This window comes from Shewanella sp. Pdp11 (genome assembly GCF_002838165.1).
In the GTDB taxonomy this organism is placed as follows: Bacteria; Pseudomonadota; Gammaproteobacteria; order Enterobacterales; family Shewanellaceae; genus Shewanella; species Shewanella hafniensis.
Genome location: NZ_CP015194.1, coordinates 1,422,689 through 1,441,680, shown reverse-complemented (window position 1 = coordinate 1,441,680; position 18,992 = coordinate 1,422,689). Strand labels below are relative to the sequence as shown.

The 18,992-nt window shown below is 44.8% G+C and carries 24 protein-coding genes; 10 read left to right on the top strand and 14 right to left on the bottom strand.

All coding sequences use genetic code 11. From position 1 onward, the window contains the following. Positions 1–12 precede the first annotated feature (12 nt). From AYJ58_RS06400 to AYJ58_RS06365, 8 genes are read left to right on the top strand one after another with little or no spacing between them, the layout of a single operon-like run. The gene (locus AYJ58_RS06400; RefSeq protein ID WP_025007746.1) at positions 13–360 is read left to right on the top strand and encodes a hypothetical protein; all 348 of its coding nucleotides are present in this window, start codon (positions 13–15) and stop codon (positions 358–360) included. Between the two features lie 30 nt (positions 361–390). Beyond that, entirely contained in the window at positions 391–1,020 is a 630-nt protein-coding gene (locus AYJ58_RS06395; protein WP_106649451.1) for a hypothetical protein, read from the top strand. Next, positions 1,017–1,406: a hypothetical protein gene (locus tag AYJ58_RS06390; protein ID WP_106649450.1), complete on the top strand. Its 390-nt coding sequence runs from the start codon at positions 1,017–1,019 to the stop codon at positions 1,404–1,406. The genes AYJ58_RS06395 and AYJ58_RS06390 overlap by 4 nt, the downstream gene beginning before the upstream one ends. After that, on the top strand, positions 1,403–2,053 hold the full coding sequence (locus AYJ58_RS06385) for a hypothetical protein (protein WP_106649449.1): 651 nt from the start codon (positions 1,403–1,405) through the stop codon (positions 2,051–2,053). Before AYJ58_RS06390 ends, AYJ58_RS06385 begins: the two co-directional genes overlap by 4 nt. Beyond that, on the top strand, positions 2,050–2,358 hold the full coding sequence (locus tag AYJ58_RS06380; RefSeq protein ID WP_106649448.1) for a hypothetical protein: 309 nt from the start codon (positions 2,050–2,052) through the stop codon (positions 2,356–2,358). Before AYJ58_RS06385 ends, AYJ58_RS06380 begins: the two co-directional genes overlap by 4 nt. Then, positions 2,359–2,637: a hypothetical protein gene (locus AYJ58_RS06375; RefSeq protein ID WP_106649447.1), complete on the top strand. Its 279-nt coding sequence runs from the start codon at positions 2,359–2,361 to the stop codon at positions 2,635–2,637. It abuts the gene before it with no gap. Next, the gene (locus AYJ58_RS06370) at positions 2,634–2,864 is read left to right on the top strand and encodes a hypothetical protein (RefSeq protein ID WP_106649446.1); all 231 of its coding nucleotides are present in this window, start codon (positions 2,634–2,636) and stop codon (positions 2,862–2,864) included. The genes AYJ58_RS06375 and AYJ58_RS06370 overlap by 4 nt, the downstream gene beginning before the upstream one ends. After that, positions 2,861–3,172: a hypothetical protein gene (locus AYJ58_RS06365; protein ID WP_106649445.1), complete on the top strand. Its 312-nt coding sequence runs from the start codon at positions 2,861–2,863 to the stop codon at positions 3,170–3,172. The genes AYJ58_RS06370 and AYJ58_RS06365 overlap by 4 nt, the downstream gene beginning before the upstream one ends. 80 nt (positions 3,173–3,252) lie before the next feature. Here the strand turns inward: AYJ58_RS06365 and AYJ58_RS06360 are convergent, their stop codons facing one another. The 8 genes from AYJ58_RS06360 to AYJ58_RS06325 all read right to left on the bottom strand — a co-directional run bounded on the left by AYJ58_RS06360 (position 3,253) and on the right by AYJ58_RS06325 (position 10,595). Next, a complete protein-coding gene (locus tag AYJ58_RS06360) occupies positions 3,253–3,624 on the bottom strand; it encodes a DUF2750 domain-containing protein (RefSeq protein WP_106649444.1) in 372 nt (123 codons plus the stop codon). 385 nt (positions 3,625–4,009) lie between these two features. After that, complete coding sequence (locus AYJ58_RS06355; RefSeq protein ID WP_106649443.1) at positions 4,010–4,540, bottom strand: GNAT family N-acetyltransferase; 531 nt, start codon at positions 4,538–4,540, stop codon at positions 4,010–4,012. Further along, the gene (locus AYJ58_RS06350; RefSeq protein WP_012586779.1) at positions 4,537–4,806 is read right to left on the bottom strand and encodes a type II toxin-antitoxin system TacA family antitoxin; all 270 of its coding nucleotides are present in this window, start codon (positions 4,804–4,806) and stop codon (positions 4,537–4,539) included. Before AYJ58_RS06350 ends, AYJ58_RS06355 begins: the two co-directional genes overlap by 4 nt. Positions 4,807–4,973: 167 nt before the next feature. Next, complete coding sequence (locus tag AYJ58_RS06345; RefSeq protein ID WP_106649442.1) at positions 4,974–5,330, bottom strand: hypothetical protein; 357 nt, start codon at positions 5,328–5,330, stop codon at positions 4,974–4,976. Positions 5,331–5,902: 572 nt separating this feature from the next. Further along, positions 5,903–6,553 carry a hypothetical protein gene (locus AYJ58_RS06340; RefSeq protein WP_106649441.1) on the bottom strand — a complete coding sequence of 217 codons (651 nt, stop codon included), beginning with the start codon at positions 6,551–6,553 and terminating at the stop codon, positions 5,903–5,905. 153 nt (positions 6,554–6,706) lie between these two features. Next, positions 6,707–7,192 (bottom strand): hypothetical protein, encoded by a 486-nt coding sequence (locus AYJ58_RS06335; RefSeq protein WP_106649440.1) that lies wholly within the window; start codon positions 7,190–7,192, stop codon positions 6,707–6,709. Positions 7,193–7,629: 437 nt separating this feature from the next. Then, complete coding sequence (locus tag AYJ58_RS06330; RefSeq protein WP_106649439.1) at positions 7,630–8,304, bottom strand: Fe2+-dependent dioxygenase; 675 nt, start codon at positions 8,302–8,304, stop codon at positions 7,630–7,632. Between the two features lie 98 nt (positions 8,305–8,402). After that, complete coding sequence (locus tag AYJ58_RS06325; RefSeq protein WP_106649438.1) at positions 8,403–10,595, bottom strand: TonB-dependent receptor; 2,193 nt, start codon at positions 10,593–10,595, stop codon at positions 8,403–8,405. A 555-nt stretch (positions 10,596–11,150) separates the two neighbouring features. Here AYJ58_RS06325 and AYJ58_RS06320 point away from each other — a divergent pair. Next, positions 11,151–11,615 carry a chemotaxis protein CheX gene (locus AYJ58_RS06320; protein ID WP_006083037.1) on the top strand — a complete coding sequence of 155 codons (465 nt, stop codon included), beginning with the start codon at positions 11,151–11,153 and terminating at the stop codon, positions 11,613–11,615. A 565-nt stretch (positions 11,616–12,180) separates the two neighbouring features. On the opposite strand, the gene alr is transcribed toward AYJ58_RS06320, so the two are convergent. Continuing rightward, the gene (gene alr, locus AYJ58_RS06315) at positions 12,181–13,257 is read right to left on the bottom strand and encodes an alanine racemase (protein WP_106649437.1); all 1,077 of its coding nucleotides are present in this window, start codon (positions 13,255–13,257) and stop codon (positions 12,181–12,183) included. Between the two features lie 102 nt (positions 13,258–13,359). Continuing rightward, complete coding sequence (gene dnaB / locus AYJ58_RS06310; protein WP_106649436.1) at positions 13,360–14,766, bottom strand: replicative DNA helicase; 1,407 nt, start codon at positions 14,764–14,766, stop codon at positions 13,360–13,362. A 125-nt stretch (positions 14,767–14,891) separates the two neighbouring features. On the opposite strand from dnaB, the gene AYJ58_RS06305 reads away from it, so the two are divergent. Continuing rightward, positions 14,892–17,090, top strand: coding sequence for a S46 family peptidase (locus AYJ58_RS06305; RefSeq protein ID WP_106649435.1), 2,199 nt, complete (start codon positions 14,892–14,894; stop codon positions 17,088–17,090). A 267-nt stretch (positions 17,091–17,357) separates the two neighbouring features. Here AYJ58_RS06305 and rplI read toward each other — a convergent pair whose 3' ends face one another. Genes rplI through rpsF form a run of 4 tightly spaced genes read right to left on the bottom strand, consistent with a single transcriptional unit; the run spans position 17,358 to position 18,796 of the window. Beyond that, entirely contained in the window at positions 17,358–17,810 is a 453-nt protein-coding gene (gene rplI, locus AYJ58_RS06300; RefSeq protein WP_106649434.1) for a 50S ribosomal protein L9, read from the bottom strand. 36 nt (positions 17,811–17,846) lie between these two features. Next, positions 17,847–18,074, bottom strand: a complete 228-nt coding sequence (rpsR, locus tag AYJ58_RS06295) for a 30S ribosomal protein S18 (RefSeq protein ID WP_006083042.1) — start codon at positions 18,072–18,074, stop codon at positions 17,847–17,849. Positions 18,075–18,086: 12 nt separating this feature from the next. Then, complete coding sequence (gene priB, locus AYJ58_RS06290; protein ID WP_006083043.1) at positions 18,087–18,392, bottom strand: primosomal replication protein N; 306 nt, start codon at positions 18,390–18,392, stop codon at positions 18,087–18,089. Between the two features lie 8 nt (positions 18,393–18,400). Beyond that, positions 18,401–18,796, bottom strand: a complete 396-nt coding sequence (rpsF, locus tag AYJ58_RS06285) for a 30S ribosomal protein S6 (protein ID WP_006083044.1) — start codon at positions 18,794–18,796, stop codon at positions 18,401–18,403. Between the last annotated feature and the right edge of the window lie 196 nt (positions 18,797–18,992).

The window sequence follows — 18,992 nt, the reverse complement described above, 5'->3', positions numbered from 1 at the left end:
GGGGAGGTACCTATGTTTTTTGTTTACGGCGTGTCCATGACCTTAGCGAAAAAACAAGCGGCCAAGAAGTGCAGCACCTCAGTCGGCGCGCACCCTAACCGCCGTCAACTGAGCCCTGCGGAGTACCAAGCCAAGTTGGATGATATGGCGCAGCACTTGTTTGAAACCATGAAGCCACAACGCCTGTCGCATTCGTTATCGACGCCCGCGCTGTGCCAGCAATACATTGTTTTAGCCATGACCCAAGAAGCCCACCGCGATGTGCATATTCGCTATCACAAGCTATCGGACAAGGTGAACCCCAAAACCAAGAAACCCATCATCAATCTGGTGGTGTTTAACGGCGAAGCCGCAGCTTAGCCCTGCTGATTCAAAAGGAAGGAATAGCGTATGACACACCCAACGAGAGCAACATTTTTAAACGATGTGGCCGAACATCAACTCACCATTCTTAAAGATGATGGGGTGTTCCGCCACATGGTACTCAGCCAAGGCAGCTTTGAGCATCGCTTTGAGATCACCACATGGCCGCAGCATTTGTGCATCAGTGGCGATATGGGCTGTTACGTATTTTCTCGGGTTCAGGACATGTTTTGCTTCTTTCGCCAAAGCGATAATGACTGGGGTGTGAATGCGAGTTACTGGGAAGAAAAGGTACTGGCTGAGTGTAAAACCGACGGCACTCGCGAGTTTGATGCCAAGCAAGCCGATCAACGCCTTGAGCAGTTTTTGCAGTGGTTTGTCGAAGGGCTGGACCCAACGAACGAAGAAGAGGCAGAGGCGATTAACAGCGCGACAAATGCCGTTAAGGAGTTTACCCAAAACCACGAAAACGCCGAGTGGGATGTGGTTTATCGCCTCAATAATTGGGATGAAGAAGATGCGGGCGGCATGACGTTAGATGATTTTTGGGATGGCTGGAAAGACCCTTTCACCTATCGCTTTATCTGGTGCTGTTTCGCGATTGTGTTTGCCATCCGCCAATACGACGAAGCCACCCAAAGCAAGGAGGCAGCATGAGCAATCAACATGATTTTTATGCCAAACATTACCCTTGGCTCAATGCAGATCAACGTGAGTGTTTTGATTTCCTTTGTGACATTCACAACGGCGGCAATCACATGTTTGGCAAAATCCAAGCCTGTGGTGAGCACGGGTTATCAATCAACAGCACTAGCGCGCATTACATGTCTACCTTCGACTATAGCGCCCTCACGACTGCCGTCGTTCTTGCACATGACCGCATGATCCGCTTTCAAATCGAGCCATCGGGCCCGCGCATGTTGAAGCTCGTTGCACATAAGCGCCATCAACGTGAAGGCAGAATGAATGAACGCCATCCCAGCATGGAAGACGCGATTGCCAATGTAAGGAAGCAATACCCATGTGACGAGGTGGCAGCATGAAACAGCGCCCTATTATCTTCAATACCGAAATGGTGCAAGCCATCCTTGATGGACGTAAAACACAAACGCGCAGAATGTTTAAAGCTCAGCCGCATGATGATTGGGCGCCATTTTCTAAAAATGCCGAATGGTATACGCCGACAATCATTGATAAGCAGGGATTCTATCAACCAGCCAATCATGAGGTTTTTGGTGTTAGCGATGAAGATTGCGCGTTTGTTTCACCGTTCGGCACGCTTGGTGATCGGCTGTGGGTGCGTGAGGCAATGACCAAAGCACACTGGCCTGATTTGCATTATGTCTGTGGCGGATTAACGGCAGGCACAGGTGATGAAGATTTTGATTACCGTGGCGCAGAATATCGCGGGTTTATTCCGTCTATCCACATGCCACGCTGGGCGGCGCGCATTCTGCTGGAAGTCACTGTGATCAGGGTTGAGCGATTGAATGAGATCTCAGAAGACGATGCCATAAAAGAGGGTTTTGATCATTCACGCTCAGCCGCGGCGAAATCGGCGGGCTGGTATGAGAAGCCACGGGCGGCATTCCTGCGCACTTGGGAGCAAATCTATCACAACGTTGATGCTAACCCGTGGGTGTGGGTGATCGAGTTCAGGGTGATCAGTACCACAGGCGGTGCAGCATGAACCACTTACTCCCGGGCTTTGAATCACAAGAGCGTGTTGCGTTATTGCTGTCGCTCACCCGTATTAGTTCGCCCGAGGTGATTGCCGCGTTAACGCTGCATTACACCAGCGCCCTGCCCGCCGAACGTGCGGCGGCTCGCCACGGTATTGAGCTTTCAAACTTTATGCGCGGGCAAAAGAAGCTAGAGCAAATCGCCGCCACGGTCGAGGCCATTAAAGCCATCGACTGGGCCAAGCTGCAATCAACTCATTTGCAATCAAGCGCTTTGCTAACAACCCCTTTGCAACCGAAGCAGGTGGCCTAAATGACTCAATCAGCGGCGTTTCGCCATCTGTTAAATCATTACCGCAGCCATAAGTTAAGCCTGTTACTCAAGGCCACAACGGGCGACAGCATCAAAATCGCGCTGGCGCTCGGCGCGTTAGATTGCCTTTACTGGCAAGCCTTGGGCAACGGCTTAACCAACTTAGCCAAGGGCATTAGCCGCACCATAGTGTATTCGTACCGATATCACCCAATGCGCCTGCCCTGCCACCCGCCAGTCAGCCAAACCAGCGACAACCAAAACATGGAGGCGGCATGAATACGTTTAGCACTAAAGATGGCGTGGTCACGCTATCTAAGCCCTACTTCACCTTGATGTGCGATCAGCAACAAATCGAAGTGAAGTACACCCCCAACAACTATCACGGTTGGGGCATTTGTAAGTCTTTTAACGCCATCGAGTGCAGCGACTTTGGCCAAGCCGACGCCGAAGTATTCGCACTCAACGCAGAATCAAAACTCAGGATAAAAGGAGAAGCAGCATGAACCCGATACAAGCAGCAACTATAGAACGTGAAGAAGGTTATTGGACCCATCCAGATTTGCCCGAGTGGGACGAAGGCGTAACCCGCGCAGAGTGTGAAGCATGGGCAGCACGCCAAGGCGGCGAATTTGTGGCGATTTGGTTTGAACTCGACGCCTCTGAAAACCTCATCGAGCGTTACTTTGACGAGGGCGATACCGATATCAGCGATTGGCAACCCGTTTGCGACAAGGCCGGCTCATTCTTGCTGAGTATTCACGACACCGAAGATGGCCCCGTCGCGCTGTTTTTCGCACCTAACGCCGTTTGAAGCGGCTAATAATAGCTTGCTAAAATGTGAAACGAAGTGGAACCGAGCAAGCTGTTACTAGTCCGACTTGAAAACCCTTGTTAGGTGTTTGATTCACCTTCCGTTTCATATCTTTTTATTCTTTGAATAATCTCTAAAGCACCAAATGTAGTGCCACTAAGGTTATCTCCACTCCAATTCGGGCCAACTCTTACTTGTGATCTATCTAACTCCGGTGCCCATTCATCTATAAATATTTCTAGTGGCAAATAACTAGATTCAATATTCTCAAGCTCGACAAGAAGACTTATCGCTTTTTCCACTCGAGTCTGAGTTGACCAAATAGGGATAACCACTGAACCATCTTCGTTTTCCCATTTAAGGAGACTGTCGTCCTCAAATAGGATCGTCCACATCTTTTTGTTTTTACTTACATCTTTGCAGAATGCAGCAATTTGTGAACCCATACTCATTTAAATACCTAACGCCTCAGTATTTATGCGCTGCGCTGTTTACCTCATTAAAATAGTAAAAACGCGCATAGTTAATTACTTGTAATAAAAGGAACTTATCAGTTCTTTAACAAATAAACCATGCGGAAAAACACAGATGCGTGACTTCCAAACCTACTATCTCAAGCAACGTGCAAATAAGTCATTGATTACAAATGGCATATACTGGCACTAGCCCTGTAAACGAGCAAAACTATTTTGGTTTTATTTCGTGAAATGTGATCAAATCGAATAATACTGTATACATAACAGCATCTAAGACTGAGTCGTTATGAATACAAAAGACAGTTTCTAAGCCTGAATGTGAGGAATAGGCAGCATGACAGGTAAGGTGGGGAGCTTGTAGCTAAGTGAATAACTGACCGACTGTTTTCATTGGAATAAACATTCTTACACGACCGTTGATTTCACAAAGCACCTCGAAACCATACTTAGCGTAAAATGACTCAGCTTGGCCAGTTAAACAATCGACAACAATGGCATAAGCTCGCATGTGAGCGTTAATCTCCCAAAGGTATTCTAGCGCTTTGATTAAACTAGCTTTACCTAACCCACTGCCATGAAACTCTTTATGGACGGCAAGTTGAGCAAGCAGAAAGACCGGAATGGGATAGCGTGGTAACTTTTTACCCATGGCTTGCGGCAAGGTATCACGGCAAATTGAACTTGGTGCGATAGTATAAAACGAGCAAATTGGGTATTTTTGATTGGGTAATGGCGTAGCAGCAGGTAAAAACATTGTACGGCTAATACCTGCTTGCATGTGTTTCGCTGCTTGAGTTTGGATAAAATCGTTTAACTCTGCTTCGCCACAGTCAAATGATGCTCTATCGTGTTGTGATTTATCCAATTCTTTAAAAGTCTTGGAATAACTCACTTAAACTCACCACGTTTAGTAAATGCTGCCGCTTCACGCAATGCCTTGTTCGGGGCCTTAGCCTCATCACAAGCCATTATGAATTGGTCGAACACATCAGCTTTAACAGTAATGCTTTCATGCTCAGCAATCACCTGAGTTGAATCTTCGTCCATTAAGCGAACAACGTATTCAGTTAAGCTTTTTAACCCAAGCAAAGCCGATGCTTTCTCAGCCTTAGCTTTGATCTCTTCATCCAAACGGATATCAAGTCTTGCAGTAGCCATAAAACCTCCTATCGTACGGAGTAAATCCGTAATGGATTGGAGTATAAAGTTTAAACAACCACAGCGCAACTTGTACGGACGCAGTACGGATGTGATTTTGCTGATTTGTGGGGGCTAATGCTTCGAATATGCAGCGTGTTGTTTACGTTTAGACCACAATTTGTTTATTAAAACTCCCTTACCCATAAAGGTGAACACGCTTTGTACGAGTGGTCTACTTGCATTAATTCATCTTTTTCGTTGAAAAAGAAGCTAATGCCCTCGATTATTACAGACGATGCAAATTTTTTATCGTCCCATGATTGGTGATTATATTGTTCTTTTACTTTCTCAATACCTAATTTGGATTTTGCAATCATTAAAAGCTCGTCTTTAGTAAGTGAGCTGTTCACAAATTGGGATAAAACAAAATTATCACGCATTAATTTAGGGTGAGCTTCGATGGTGTAACTATTCTTAATGAACCAAAAAATGAGGTAAACATTCAATAGCAAACTGAGAGAGAACAACACTTTTAGTAACATATACACCCATCCCTGATTAGTAGTTCTAACGCCGCAATAAGCGGACAAGTAATAGTTGGCTAAAATGTGAAGCGAAGCGAAACCTAGCCAACTGTTACGGGTCAGTTATTAATTGCCTTGTTAAGCTGCTAACTTATTGTAAGCGAGTAAATAACACAGCCAAAAATTACAATTGATGAGAATGAACAAAACAGTTTAAAAGCGTTGGATAACTTCTTCCAGTTAAAACCAAGGATTAAAAAGTATGGGATCCAGACAATTGATGAATACATCCACATTATGCCAACGATCAGATTACCTTCATGGCTCCTTGGGTTTATTGTATCAAGGGTAACTAAAACTCCATGGATGCAATAAAATGCGGGATAAAGCAGAGTAATACTTAAGATTATCATCCATACTTTTGTACTACTCATCAGTGTCAAATTCCCTTTGCAACTTAACGCCGAGTTCAGCGGCAGTTTTTAAATTGTAGTTTTATGGAACACTTTTGCGCAGCAAAACCATAAAACCGCGAGTTTAAAACAGTCCAGCGCAGGCACGAAGTGCCGGAGCGATACTGGAACAATATGTTAACAATTTAGTGGGTCTATTCCTATGCTTCGCACATGTAAAAATCTTATAGGTTCAATAATGTATTTTTTACCATTTATAATAATGGATGGTAACTGGATAGAGTAATTTTCCAATTTATACTCAATATCTCTTGAAAAAATACTTATTGACGCACCCGAATTAAAATACTTTTTACCGAACAGTGTGTTATAGCCAAAAAAGGTATTACCGCTTATCTTTGATGTTGGATTAACACGGAGATATTCATCCTTATTCGCTGACTCACCAGAATTAGCATTTGAAATATTCTCTGTCCGTGTGATTAATTCAGTAATTTTTACATTCCATATTTTGTTTGTTGTATTGTCAGTAATGACAATTTCGTCGCTCTCAAACTGAAAATATGTTCCAGATGGTGCAAGAATTGAAGCTGCAAAATAAAAATTATTAAATCTCTCGTTTTTTGCTGAACTAGAGCTAGATACTTCGAGCTCAACTCCCCCACTAAGCTGTATTGATATTTTATCCGCAGGGCCAGAGCTTCCGCAGCCACTACTGTGTGTAACTCCTTCGCTATATATTGGCTTGTAGTAATCTCTAACTACAGGCGCACACGAGACAGATATTATTGAAAGAGAAATTATAAATACACATTTTTTGAAAAGCATATATGGCACACAATTCCCTTGGAAACATAACGTCTTAGTGCGCATGCGCGTTAACCTCATTAACCAGTAAAAAACGCGAGACGGCTAATCAACTGTAATAAAAGAAATTTATCAGTACTTAACCAAATACACAATCAGGAAAACGTGCATGCACTATTTTAACTCGTCTTTAAGCTGCTCAATCTGCCGATCGATAGATGAAACCTGCGTATCGGCCTCTTGGGCGGTGGCTGTCATTTCCTGCGCCAAGCTTTGCTCCCACGTTGCACCGGCTAAGTTGTTATTCGCATACTGCCGACTTTCGCGCAGATTACGTAAGCGCTGGTCACGTTCAGCAATCACCCGCTTACGATCACCCTCAAGCCGAGTGATCTCTCGGGCAATACGTTGCTTCTCGATATAGGTACTGATTTCTTTTTTCTTATCAGAGGTAGCGTTTGAACTCACGCTTGATTGAGAAATGCTGTCACTGCTTTTAATAAAGCTACCGACGCCACTTAAATCAACTGGCTGACTGTTTTCATCACAGGGATCGGCTTGATACTTTCCATCAGCACATTTATAGACTTCGGCAAAGGCCGAAAAAGTAGGACCGCTCGTTAAAACCAGCGCGAGTAGTATTAAAGATTTTCTATCCATAGATCACCTCAATGTTTATTGAGCAATCATATCACCAGCGGGGAACCATGAAACAACTTTTTAAAATCGGTGATCCTATAGTGAACCACACTTTTAACCACCTTATATAAATCAGATAGTTAAATTAAAATCCTACCTATCCAGCATGGGCGCAATGGAAAAGGTGCGGTCGAGCAGTAGGCCATCATTAAGATTATTTTTCAACACGTTACTATCGACTCAAGTAATTAAAATTTGCCAGTAAGTTATCGCTTAGAAAGGTAAAGAACCTTAATTTAAGCCGCAGATTACCAATAAACCTTATGCTTAAAAATGGAAAAACAGTAAACGAGTTAACGTTTACTGTTTTATTGCCCCCTCAGAGCTAGCGGATTATATCCTAAACTGACCACTTTGGGGAGTTTAAGCTGGAATTGAGGCCTGTCTCTGAGCCAAAACTATAGCTCGCTCCAACGCCTGAGTAAGTTATGGTAAATCCCCGTCAAATTAAACAACTCTTGTTCTGCCGTGGTTTGTGCTGTCAAAGATTGAATCGATTGATCAAGTTGAAATAGCAAACGACGCTGACCTTCATCACGCACCATACTTTGCAACCACATAAAGGCAGCGGTACGCTCTCCCGAGGTCACAGGAGTTACCTGATGCAAACTCGTCGAGGGATACAAGACTAATGAGCCGGCAGCAAGCTTAATACTTTGCTGACCATAGGTATCTTGGATTACTAATTCGCCGCCCTGATAGCTTTCTGGTTCACTGAGAAACAAGGTCGCAGAAAGATCGGTACGCACCATACCCTCGTTTGTCGAGCGAATTGCATTATCAATATGATAACCAAAAGTTTCTCCGCCTTGATAACGGTTAAATAAGGGAGGATAAAACTGTAATGGCAAGGCCGCCGATACAAATAATGGATGGGCCAGTAAGCGTTCCATAATCAGCTCACCGATGCGAATAGCCACGGGATCGTCTTTGTCTAACTGTTGATTCCGTTTACGGGTTGTCGCCATTGCGCCAGAGGTTTGATTACCGTCTATCCAGCGGCGGACATCTAACTGTTCGCGTAAGTGACTCACTTCTTGTTTTGAGAAAACATTAGGAATTTCAATCAGCATCTCAGGGTTCCATAGGGCAAAAATACGTATGACTTATAGCGTTTATAAAACATAAAAGGCAGCCCGAAGGCTGCCGTAACATTGGCTAATGCCTAACATTAAAAATGTATATCAGCACTTAACATGACCAAACGTCCAGGCGCCATGTTAGCAAAATGCGCGGTATAGGCTTTATCGTAATAACGCTCGTCCGTTAGGTTTTGCACATTCAAGCGCAGGGTCAGAAAGTCATTCATCTTGTAAGATGAAACCACATCAAAACGCCAGTATGAAGGAATCGATAAGGTATTGGCGGTATTACCATAAACCTGACCCATATAGTAGGCGCCAGTTCCGACATTTAACTGCTCAGTAATGTCATAAGTCGTAAATAAACTGATGCTATTTTTGGCCGTATTAGGGAAACGATTGCCATCGAAAGCGGCATTAAATCCATTACTTTCTAGACTAGCATCAAGATAGGTGTATCCACCAAATCCATGCCAATGCTCAGTGATATCACCTGAAAAACCAATTTCGAAGCCCTTCACTTTCTGCTCACCGACGTTTTCTTGCGGTGAATTGCGATCAGCAGAAGTTGCAACGCGAGCGTTGTTTTTCTCAATTTGGAATACTGAACCATTTAGCGATAAACGGCCACTAAAGAGATCCCACTTAGTACCTAGCTCGTAACTTTCAGTATCTTCAGGTTTTAAATCTTCATTGTTACTACCAAGACGATCTGAACCATCACCATTAGATGTTCCTGGCGGATTCGAAGATGTGCCCCACGCCGCATAGATACTGCCATTAACCGCAGGTTTATACAGCACTGATAGCTGGTAGTTTAAAAAATCATCGTCATTGGATAGTGATGAGGTCGAGTTCTGTGCAGCAGTGCTGTAATCATCCCAGCGTACGCCGCCGTTAATCATCCAAGATTCATTCAACTCTATGGTATTGAAAGCATAAACTGAGCGAGTGTCTGTTTCGGTTACAGTAGCATCAGTCCCTAGTGTTACGCTGCCGACCCAAGGATCGTGAGGGTTAGGGTTAGATAGCAAAGTACAATTGTAATTAGCCAGCAGTGCATCATTACAACCCGCATTACGACCATTCCCCGTATCGACCGTATAACTTAAGTTGCTGGTGCGCTCGTTGCTAAACTCAGTACCAATCGCAAAACGGTTGGTGAATCCAGCCAGTTTAGCCTCACCCGCCAACTGTAATTGGGTTGCAAGCGTTTTAGTCACTGAGTGGCGCGATTTAGTATTACGCCAGACATAACCATTGGCGACATTGCCTGTCGTGTCATCGGGGTTGGTCACAATGTAATAATTGGTATTACGGCTATACACTGAGGTCGAAGTAAATTGCATGTCATTGTTGAAGTCATGGCTTATCAGCACTGAAGCTGTGTCGTCATTATTATCGCGAAAATCCCGCGACAATAAGCCATAAAAATTATTAGGATCGACATCGGCAGGCTCACCAGTTGCTTGATCATAGGGGATCCCATAATCAGGTATGTCATGGTTTTCAAAATGATAGTATTCCAACGTCACTTTAGTGGGTGTCGTCAAACCAAAGGTCACTGAGGGTGCAATGCCCCAGCGATTACCAGAGACTTCATCACGACCCGGTGTATTGGCATCGTGTGCCATTAAGTTCACCCGCACCGCAGCTTCATCAGCAATTACATGGTTAACGTCAAGACTCGCGCGTTTTAAGGAATCAGTACCAATCGCCACATCCGCATTAATAAAATCTTCTGCTTGGGCTTTTTTCGTCACAATATTGATGCTGCCGCCAACAGCACCACGGCCGTTATAAACTGAACTAGGCCCCTTCAGCACCTCGATTTGTTCGATGTTAAAAGTCTCACGGCTCTGGGAACCCACATCTCGCATACCATTAATAAACGTCGAAGATTGAGCGTCATAACCACGAATAAACGGTCTGTCACCATAGGGATTACCACCTTCACCCGTACCAAGTGTAATACCTGGGGTTGCCCGCAGAGCATCGGTAAAACTTTGTGCCCCCATGTCTTTGATCAAATCTTGGTTAATCACAGTGACAGTTTTAGCGCTATTGAGCAGATCATCAGTAAATTTACCAGACTGAACTTTGCGCGTGTTGTAACCCAAATATTCGCCGTTAACCTCAATATGTTCGACTTTCTTACCAGCGACTTGTGCCTGCTCCGCTGCTATTGCAGGGGTAGCTGATACAGCCATACCTATAGTTAACGAACCTAAAACGTGGGCACCGAGTGCGACTCGACCATTACGGCGTTTTGCAAATTTCATTAAAAGCATTCCTGTTGCGGACTAAACCCTGTAACAGATGTCCCCCACCTGTTAATCGCCCGCTAATATATGTAAAATCATTTGTGTGATCAATAATTATTATCATTTACATTCAAGTTTAATGTAAATCACAGTTTCAGCTTTTATCATCGTTAAATGCTACAGGCATCATTTGAGCTAAATTTATGGTTAAAATTTCATAATTATTTGTAAATAAAGAAATTTAACATTAAAACTTTAAACGTCTACTGAAATGACCGTGATCCTCAATTTGCAGTATAGTAACCAGCACTATCAGCCTTTAGATTGAAACTCATCTTCTAACCTGAGTGGATATCATGTAAAAATGTGCTGTTGCAGTATCGTTTTAAGCATTTTCATGGAAAGCTCTTTACGCTAAATAACAAGAAAATAGTGAAATTAACCTCACATTTCCATTTGTGTCATCTAAGCTGAAGAGTGTGATCAAGATTGCTGTCAATAAGCAACTTTTCTAATAGCCTTAAGCCATGCCATTACTCCATGGTTTAGGCTCAAAAGAGGACAAACTTAGGCATGAACGTTAATTTTATTAATCCTTTCCTCCAATCTCTGCTCAATGTCATCTCAACTATGGCGAGTATGGATTTGACGCCGGGCAAACCTCAAATCAAATCAGATAACTTAGCAAAGGGGGATGTGTCAGGCCTTATTGGACTCGTTGGCCCTCAAACAAAAGGATCACTATCAATTACCTTCGAACAAAAGCTAGTTTTGCAGATAATGCAGAATATGCTGGGCGAAAACCCGGGTAAAATTAACGAGGAAGTGACTGACTTAGTGGGTGAAATTACCAATATGGTGACTGGTGGCGCAAAAAATCTATTGGGTCAAAAAGGCTATGAATTTGAAATGGCCACCCCTATGGTCGTGTCAGGAAAAGGCCACACCATTTCCCATAAAGCTAATGGCACTAAGATTATTATGCCATTTACCAGCCCACATGGGACTGCTTATATCGAAATATGTTTTGAAAACTAATAACTTATAATGTACTAAGCCAAGATGGCTCAAATGACATTAACGCTCCTGTCGCTCTGGTTCTTATGTTTCATTCGCTTATTTAAAGCCAGATAACAAAGATCAGAACGGCTGGTTTAACATCATCTGAATATACCGCTACTGTTCATCTACTTTCTCATTTGTGTCTAAGACCTGTTCAACTCGCACGGCTCTATCCGTAAACATATCGAGTCACCCTGCCAACACATGAATACTTAAGTGAAATTCGCTTATCTAAGCCCTACTCGTTCAACAAATAACAAACTAGGGACGAGCAGGTAACAGGGTTTTATTCACTGCTGTCAGCTAATGCAAGGATAATGCTAGTGATTCATCACGGAACTTTATTCTAGGATTACCACAAATAAAAAAAACGGTGTTTAAGACACCGTTTTTATAATGCTGCATTTTGAGCTTAACTCGCTTAAGCCAAGGCGGTTTATTTCACGAGACTAGGTCGACGAAACCATGCCTAGGAGAAGACGAAACCCGTGAGTCTAAGCTCATGGAGGTAACATCACGAGATAAAGTTATCAAAGCTCAACTAAGCCAAACAAACCGCGACTCTTGGAGTGAGCTTAGTGACTAATTCATAAGCGATAGTACCAATATGCTCAGCGACTTCTTCTACAGGTAATGCTTTACCCCACAACAAAGCGCTATCGCCAACCTTGTCCTGCGCATCTTGGCCTAAATCGACCGTCAACATGTCCATAGAGACGCGACCAACTATGGGTACGCGACGACCATTGACCCACACAGGTGTACCTTCCGGTGCATTACGGGGATAACCATCACCATAACCAATTGCGACGACACCTAAACGAGTATCTTGCTTCGCGGTCCAAAAACAACCATAACCCACAGGCTGATTGGCCTTATGATCCCGCACCGCAATCAACTGTGATACCAGTTCCATCGCAGGAACTAGCCCGTGATTCGCACCGCAATCCCCCGTGACGGGTGAGACACCATAGAGGGCGATTCCCGGACGGATCCAATCGCCTTGGCTTTGCGGCCAATACAAGGCACCCGCGGAGTTGGCTAAGGTTCTAAATCCGGGCAAGCCAGCCGTTAAGCTATTAAAAGCCGCCATCTGCACTGAGGTATAACTATTATCAGGCTCATCTGCACAGGCAAAATGCGTCATTAAATGAATCGGTTTTGCCACATTGGGACAGGCCATTAACCTTGCGTAAACCGTTGAAAATTGCTCGGGTGTAAAGCCTAAGCGGTGCATGCCTGAATCCACTTTCAGCCAAACAGTCACAGGCTTAGACAATACAGTTTGCTCCAACATCTCCAGCTGAGAACTATGGTGCACCACAGTGTCGATATCATGCCCGATGAGCAAAGGTAAATCGGTGGCGCGGAAAAAACCTTCCAGCAATAACAAACGCGCTGTCACGCCGCCCGCTCGTAATTCTAAGGCTTCATCTAATCGGGCTAAACCAAAGCCATCGGCACTGACTAAACAATGGGCGACATTCAATAATCCATGACCATAGCCGTTGGCTTTAACGACGGCCATCACGCGACTCGCTGGGGCCTGTTGACGCAACGCAGCGAGATTGGTTTGCAGTGCACTACTGCTAATTTCTGCACGGGGAAAAGGGTTCAAAATTTACCTTGCTTACTCAGGAAATAAAAAGTCACGGAGATAAAAAATACATCAACACAGCTCATCTTCCGCAAACACAAACCGACTATTTCAAACGTCAATTTAGTCTTCTTCAAACTGAGGTCCGGCATAATTATCGAAGCGCGAAAATTGCCCTTGGAAGGTGAGTCGCACTCGACCAATCGGGCCGTTACGTTGCTTACCGATAATGATTTCAGCCGTACCTTTATCTTGAGAATCGTTGTTATACACTTCATCGCGATAAATAAACATGATGAGATCCGCATCTTGCTCGATAGCGCCCGATTCACGCAAATCCGAGTTTACCGGGCGTTTATCGGCCCTTTGCTCGAGCGAGCGGTTAAGCTGTGACAGAGCAATAATCGGAATTTCCAACTCTTTAGCTAATGCCTTGAGCGAGCGTGAAATCTCAGAAATCTCTAAGGTACGGTTATCTTTCAAGGCGGGCACCTGCATTAACTGCAGGTAATCTATCATGATCATCGACAGACCGCCGTATTCACGGGCGATACGACGCGCGCGGCTACGAACTTCAGTTGGCGTTAAGCCCGAACCATCATCGATATACATTTTGCCTTGCTCGAGCATGATACCCATGGTCGATGAAACCCGCGCCCAATCCTCATCATCGAGCTGACCGGTACGGATTTTGGTTTGATCGACGCGGCCCAAGGAGGCCAACATACGCATCATGATCTGTTCTGACGGCATCTCGAGACTGAAAATAAGCACAGGTTTGTCTTCATTCATTGCGGCTTGTTCGCACAAGTTCATCGCAAAAGTGGTTTTACCCATAGAAGGACGCGCCGCAACGATAATCAAGTCACCGGACTGGAAGCCAGCGGTCATCTTATCCAGATCGTTAAAGCCGCTCGACACCCCAGTCACACCGTTGTGGGGGTTATTGTAAAGCTGCTCAATCTTATCGACGGTTTTTTCTAGAATGGTTTTAATGCCTTCGGGACCTTCGTTGGCATTGGTTCGCATCTCAGCGATCTTAAAGACTTTACTCTCAGCAAGGTCGAGTAATTCACCCGAGTCGCGGCCTTCTGGGTTGTAACCCGCATCGGCAATTTCGTGCGCGACGCGGATCATGTCACGTACTACGGCACGTTCACGGACGATTTCAGCGTAGGATAAAATGTTGCCCGCACTGGGAGTATTTTTGGCAATTTCACCTAAATAGGCAAAACCACCGGCATCTTCTAATTGATTTTCAACTTCGAGCTGTTCAGAAACCGTGATCAAATCGATCGGCTGCCCCAAATCGACCAATCTGTGCATGGCAGAGAAGATCATCTTGTGTGAACGGGAGTAAAAGTCATCTTTTACGACGGCCTCAGCGACCCTGTCCCACGCTTCGGCATCTAACATCAAGCCGCCTAATACCGATTGTTCAGCCTCAATGGAATGCGGTGGCAGCTTGAGTCCATCAAGCTGCAAATCTCTTGGCTTACTTTTAGGCTTAAAAGCACCTTGTTGTGACATTAACGCTCCCGATTTCCAACAACTTAACAAAATATGATATAAAACCCGCGTCAAGCAAACAGGATGTTTACACTCGCCTGTTATCTCATTCCAACGGACACTCTAATAATCAATAAGGAAAGAACATGCGTATTGCATTGGTTGCGGCCTTAGTAATGACATCCGGCATAGCAACTGCCGACGAAGGACAATGGCAACCTTATCAAATGACTTCTATTGCAGACAAACTCAGTGAACGCGGAATCGATATTCCTGCCGAAAAACTGGCCGATCTGACAAGTTATCCCATGAACGCCGTGGTAGGGCTGGGCTATTGTACCGCCAGTTTTGTCTCCCCCCAAGGGCTAGTTGTGACAAACCACCATTGTGCCTTCAAGGCGATACAATATAACACCAAGAAAGAACATAACTATCTCGAACAAGGCTTTTTAGCGATCTCAATGGACAAGGAACCCTCTGCCGGTCCTAACGAACGTTTATACATCACAGAGGCAGTAACCGATGTCACCGCCCAAATCAATCAAGGCCTAAGCCAAGATCCGCTGAGCCGTTACGAAGACATTCAAAATCACAGCAAAGAATTGATCAAAAGCTGTGAAGCCGATGCTAACTATCGCTGTAATGTCCGCAGTTTCCATAACGGCCTAGAATATTACTTAATCAAACAATTGATGATCCGCGATGTACGCTTAGTCTATGCACCACCAGAAAGTGTCGGTGCCTACGGCGGCGATATCGATAACTATGAATATCCACGCCACTCGGGTGATTTTGCCTTCCTGCGAGCTTACGTCGGAAAAGATGGCCAACCCGCTGCCTATAGCGACGATAACATCCCTTACAAGCCAAAGAGTTACCTTAAAATCAACGCCGATGGCGTGAAAGCCGGTGACGGCGTGTTCGTCGCAGGTTATCCAGGCTCTACCAGTCGCTATAACCTCACTAGTGAGCTTAAGTTTGCCAGCGACTGGCTGTATCCCACCCAAGCTAAACGCTATCAATTACAGATTGATACTATCGAGGCTATGGGACAGAAAGATGCCGACATCGCCATTAAGTACGCTGGCAATATGGCATCAATGGCCAACCGGATGAAAAAACTCAACGGTCTACTTGCCGGTTTTAAAGCTACGGATATCGTGGGCATTAAACAAAGTCGTGAGGATAATTTTTTAGCTTGGCTTAAACAAAATCCTAAGCTAAATCAAAACCTCATCGCTGAGTTAGAAGTGTTACTTGCCGAGCAACAACAAGCGTTCCAAAGCAATTACTACTTTACCAATGCCCAATCGAGTACCCTGCTAACCGCAGCAAACAGCTTGTATCGTCTTGCGAAAGAAAGACAAAAGCCCGATGCCGAACGCGAACAAGGCTATCAAGAGCGTGATATGGCTATGCTGAGCTCGCGCCTTAAACGGATCGATTCGAGTTTCGATGTCAAAGTCGATAGGACATTGTGGTTACAGGATTTAAATGCTTACCTAGGTCAGTCGAATCGCGTGGCAGCGCTCGATGAGATGCTAAATGTGAACACGAAAGATGCCGATCTCGCAGCTAAACTCGATGGCTTGTACTCACTCACGACGCTCACAGATCAAGTCCAACGTCTGGCGTGGATGAATGCCGATGTTAACGCCTTCGAAACCAGTGCCGATCCCTTTATTCGTTTAGCCGTAGCACTTTACGACACCAATATGGCGCAGGAAAAAACGGAAAAAATCTTAGACGGCAAGTTATCCACTGCTCGCCCAGACTATATGGCCGCAGTGATCGAATACTATAAAGCCAACAACTGGCCAGTCTACCCTGACGCCAACGGTACGCTACGTATCAGCTACGGCATGGTCGATGGTTATCAATCCCGTGATGCTCTCTACAAACAGCCGTTTACTCGTCTTGATGGCATAGTCGCGAAACACACAGGCGTAGAGCCCTACAATGCACCGAAAAAGCTCCTCGATGCGATTAGCGAGCAGCGTTTTGGCAATCATTTAGTGAAGTCGGTTTATCAAGATCCCCGTGGCTGGATTTGCAGACTCTTCTCTTGCTTAGACAAACCCGAAGAATTTAACTCTGTACCGGTTAACTTCTTATCGAGCGTTGACACCACAGGCGGCAACTCCGGCTCACCCGTCTTCAACGGTAAAGGTGAGTTAGTAGGTCTTAACTTCGACTCCACCTACGAGGCGATCACTAAAGATTGGTTCTTCAACCCAACCATCACCCGTGCCGTGCACGTGGATATCCGCTATATCCTGTGGATGATGGACGAAGTCGACCATGCCGATAACCTAATCCAAGAACTGGATTTAGTGAGAAATTAATACCTTGAGCTAAATCCGTTGCTCTAAACCAAAAGCCGCTCACTGTTCTGCAGTAAGCGGCTTTTATTTGGGCTCGTATTTTAGCAGCGAATACACTTTGGGATGATGAGATTGAATGAATAGGCGTATATCACCTAGCAATTATACCAATCGTATTAAATCCATCGCAGAGCCGATATCCAAACCTAAATACACTGAAATCCTAAATTTCAGCCATAAAAAAACACCGCCGAGGCGGTGTCTTTTTATATTTAAAGCGAGTCGTAATTAAGCTTCTGCAACTACAGATACTTTAACAACAGCTTTAACTTCAGTGTGTAACTGAACTTCAACTTCGAAGTCGCCAGTAGTACGCAGAGCGCCTAATGGTAAACGAACTTCTGATTTAGCCAGCTCAACACCAGCAGCAGTCACTGCATCAGCGATGTCACGGTTGCCAACTGAACCAAACAGTTTGCCTTCATCACCCGCTTTAGAAGCGATAACAACCGCTTCCAGTGCAGTGATTTTCTCAGCACGTAGGTTAGCAGCAGCTAATTCAGCAGCTAATTTAGCTTCTAATTCAGCGCGACGAGCTTCAAATACTTTAACGTTGCTTTCGTTAGCAACAACAGCTTTACCTTGTGGCAAAAGGAAGTTACGTGCGTAACCAGCCTTAACTGTTACTTGGTCACCCAAGTTGCCTAGGTTAGCGATTTTATCAAGCAGAATAACGTTCATTATCAAATCCTCTATATTCGATTAGGAATACTGCAATTACTGATGTAAATCAGTATATGGCAGTAGAGAAAGATAACGAGCACGCTTGATAGCGCGAGCTAGTTGGCGCTGATATTTAGCACTAGTACCAGTGATACGGCTAGGAACAATCTTGCCGCTTTCAGTGATGTAGTTCTTTAAAGTAACGATATCTTTGTAATCAATTTCTGCAACACCTTCAGCGGTGAAACGGCAGAACTTGCGACGACGGAAATAACGTGCCATGTTGACAGTCTCCTAAGTTTTCAATTCGACATTTTCGGCATGGATCACTAAGCGGTTCTGACCATTGCGCCCCTGTTGAAGCGTCATAAAGCCTTGCACTTGTACTTCCACACCTGCTTTCAGATCTTCTGCGACGCTTTCAAAGCGTGGCCCACTCAATATCACTTGAATTTGTACGTAGACGTTGCGGAGCATATCTGCTTCATAACGCTGCGATTTGTGTTCCAACATAATCACACTGTGTGCAATACCCGCTGGGCTTTTAAAGCGTCTTGAACGAGTTATCGTTCCTGACAACACCAAGTTATTGGTGGTCACAGATTACCTTACTCAGCGATTTCTTCAGCGTGAGCTTCATCGTATGAGCGTTCGCCAGCTGGGCCACGACGTGAATCGCGCTCATCTCTAGCTTTAGCCATTGGAGATGCTTCAGTAACGGCAACTTTAGTACGCATTACCATGTTACGCAGAACTGCGTCGTTGAAACGGAAAGCTGTTTCTAGCTCTTCGATCGTCTCTGCTTTAGCTTCAACGTTCATCAGAACGTAGTGAGCTTTATGCAGGTCAAGGATTGGGTAAGCCAGTTGACGACGGCCCCAATCTTCTAAACGGTGGATTGTGCCGTTAGCTTCGGTGATAACACCTGTGTAACGCTCAATCATACCTGGTACTTGTTCACTTTGATCTGGGTGAACCATAAATACGATTTCGTAATGACGCATTTATTGCTCCTTACGGTTATGTAGCCTCGGTATTGGCTCAGTCAAACCAAATGGAGGCAAGGAACGAAAAATAGTGACTGATTTGAGCGCGAGATAGTACAGAAAGCAAGCCAGAAACTCAAGCAATAACTTTGCCTCGCCAATCAATACAGGTATGATGGCGCTTCATCTACATTCGGACATCAGACATCGGCTA

Bases quoted from the DNA above. Each gene is read 5' to 3' on its own strand.
- AYJ58_RS06400 (WP_025007746.1), top strand. From the start codon at position 13: ATGTTTTTTGTTTACGGCGTGTCCATGACCTTAGCGAAAAAACAAGCG.
- AYJ58_RS06395 (WP_106649451.1), top strand. From the start codon at position 391: ATGACACACCCAACGAGAGCAACATTTTTAAACGATGTGGCCGAACAT.
- AYJ58_RS06390 (WP_106649450.1), top strand. From the start codon at position 1,017: ATGAGCAATCAACATGATTTTTATGCCAAACATTACCCTTGGCTCAAT.
- AYJ58_RS06385 (WP_106649449.1), top strand. From the start codon at position 1,403: ATGAAACAGCGCCCTATTATCTTCAATACCGAAATGGTGCAAGCCATC.
- AYJ58_RS06380 (WP_106649448.1), top strand. From the start codon at position 2,050: ATGAACCACTTACTCCCGGGCTTTGAATCACAAGAGCGTGTTGCGTTA.
- AYJ58_RS06375 (WP_106649447.1), top strand. From the start codon at position 2,359: ATGACTCAATCAGCGGCGTTTCGCCATCTGTTAAATCATTACCGCAGC.
- AYJ58_RS06370 (WP_106649446.1), top strand. From the start codon at position 2,634: ATGAATACGTTTAGCACTAAAGATGGCGTGGTCACGCTATCTAAGCCC.
- AYJ58_RS06365 (WP_106649445.1), top strand. From the start codon at position 2,861: ATGAACCCGATACAAGCAGCAACTATAGAACGTGAAGAAGGTTATTGG.
- AYJ58_RS06360 (WP_106649444.1), bottom strand. From the start codon at position 3,624: ATGAGTATGGGTTCACAAATTGCTGCATTCTGCAAAGATGTAAGTAAA.
- AYJ58_RS06350 (WP_012586779.1), bottom strand. From the start codon at position 4,806: ATGGCTACTGCAAGACTTGATATCCGTTTGGATGAAGAGATCAAAGCT.
- AYJ58_RS06345 (WP_106649442.1), bottom strand. From the start codon at position 5,330: ATGTTACTAAAAGTGTTGTTCTCTCTCAGTTTGCTATTGAATGTTTAC.
- AYJ58_RS06340 (WP_106649441.1), bottom strand. From the start codon at position 6,553: ATGCTTTTCAAAAAATGTGTATTTATAATTTCTCTTTCAATAATATCT.
- AYJ58_RS06335 (WP_106649440.1), bottom strand. From the start codon at position 7,192: ATGGATAGAAAATCTTTAATACTACTCGCGCTGGTTTTAACGAGCGGT.
- AYJ58_RS06330 (WP_106649439.1), bottom strand. From the start codon at position 8,304: ATGCTGATTGAAATTCCTAATGTTTTCTCAAAACAAGAAGTGAGTCAC.
- AYJ58_RS06325 (WP_106649438.1), bottom strand. From the start codon at position 10,595: ATGAAATTTGCAAAACGCCGTAATGGTCGAGTCGCACTCGGTGCCCAC.
- AYJ58_RS06320 (WP_006083037.1), top strand. From the start codon at position 11,151: ATGAACGTTAATTTTATTAATCCTTTCCTCCAATCTCTGCTCAATGTC.
- dnaB (WP_106649436.1), bottom strand. From the start codon at position 14,766: ATGTCACAACAAGGTGCTTTTAAGCCTAAAAGTAAGCCAAGAGATTTG.
- AYJ58_RS06305 (WP_106649435.1), top strand. From the start codon at position 14,892: ATGCGTATTGCATTGGTTGCGGCCTTAGTAATGACATCCGGCATAGCA.
- rplI (WP_106649434.1), bottom strand. From the start codon at position 17,810: ATGAACGTTATTCTGCTTGATAAAATCGCTAACCTAGGCAACTTGGGT.
- rpsR (WP_006083042.1), bottom strand. From the start codon at position 18,074: ATGGCACGTTATTTCCGTCGTCGCAAGTTCTGCCGTTTCACCGCTGAA.
- rpsF (WP_006083044.1), bottom strand. From the start codon at position 18,796: ATGCGTCATTACGAAATCGTATTTATGGTTCACCCAGATCAAAGTGAA.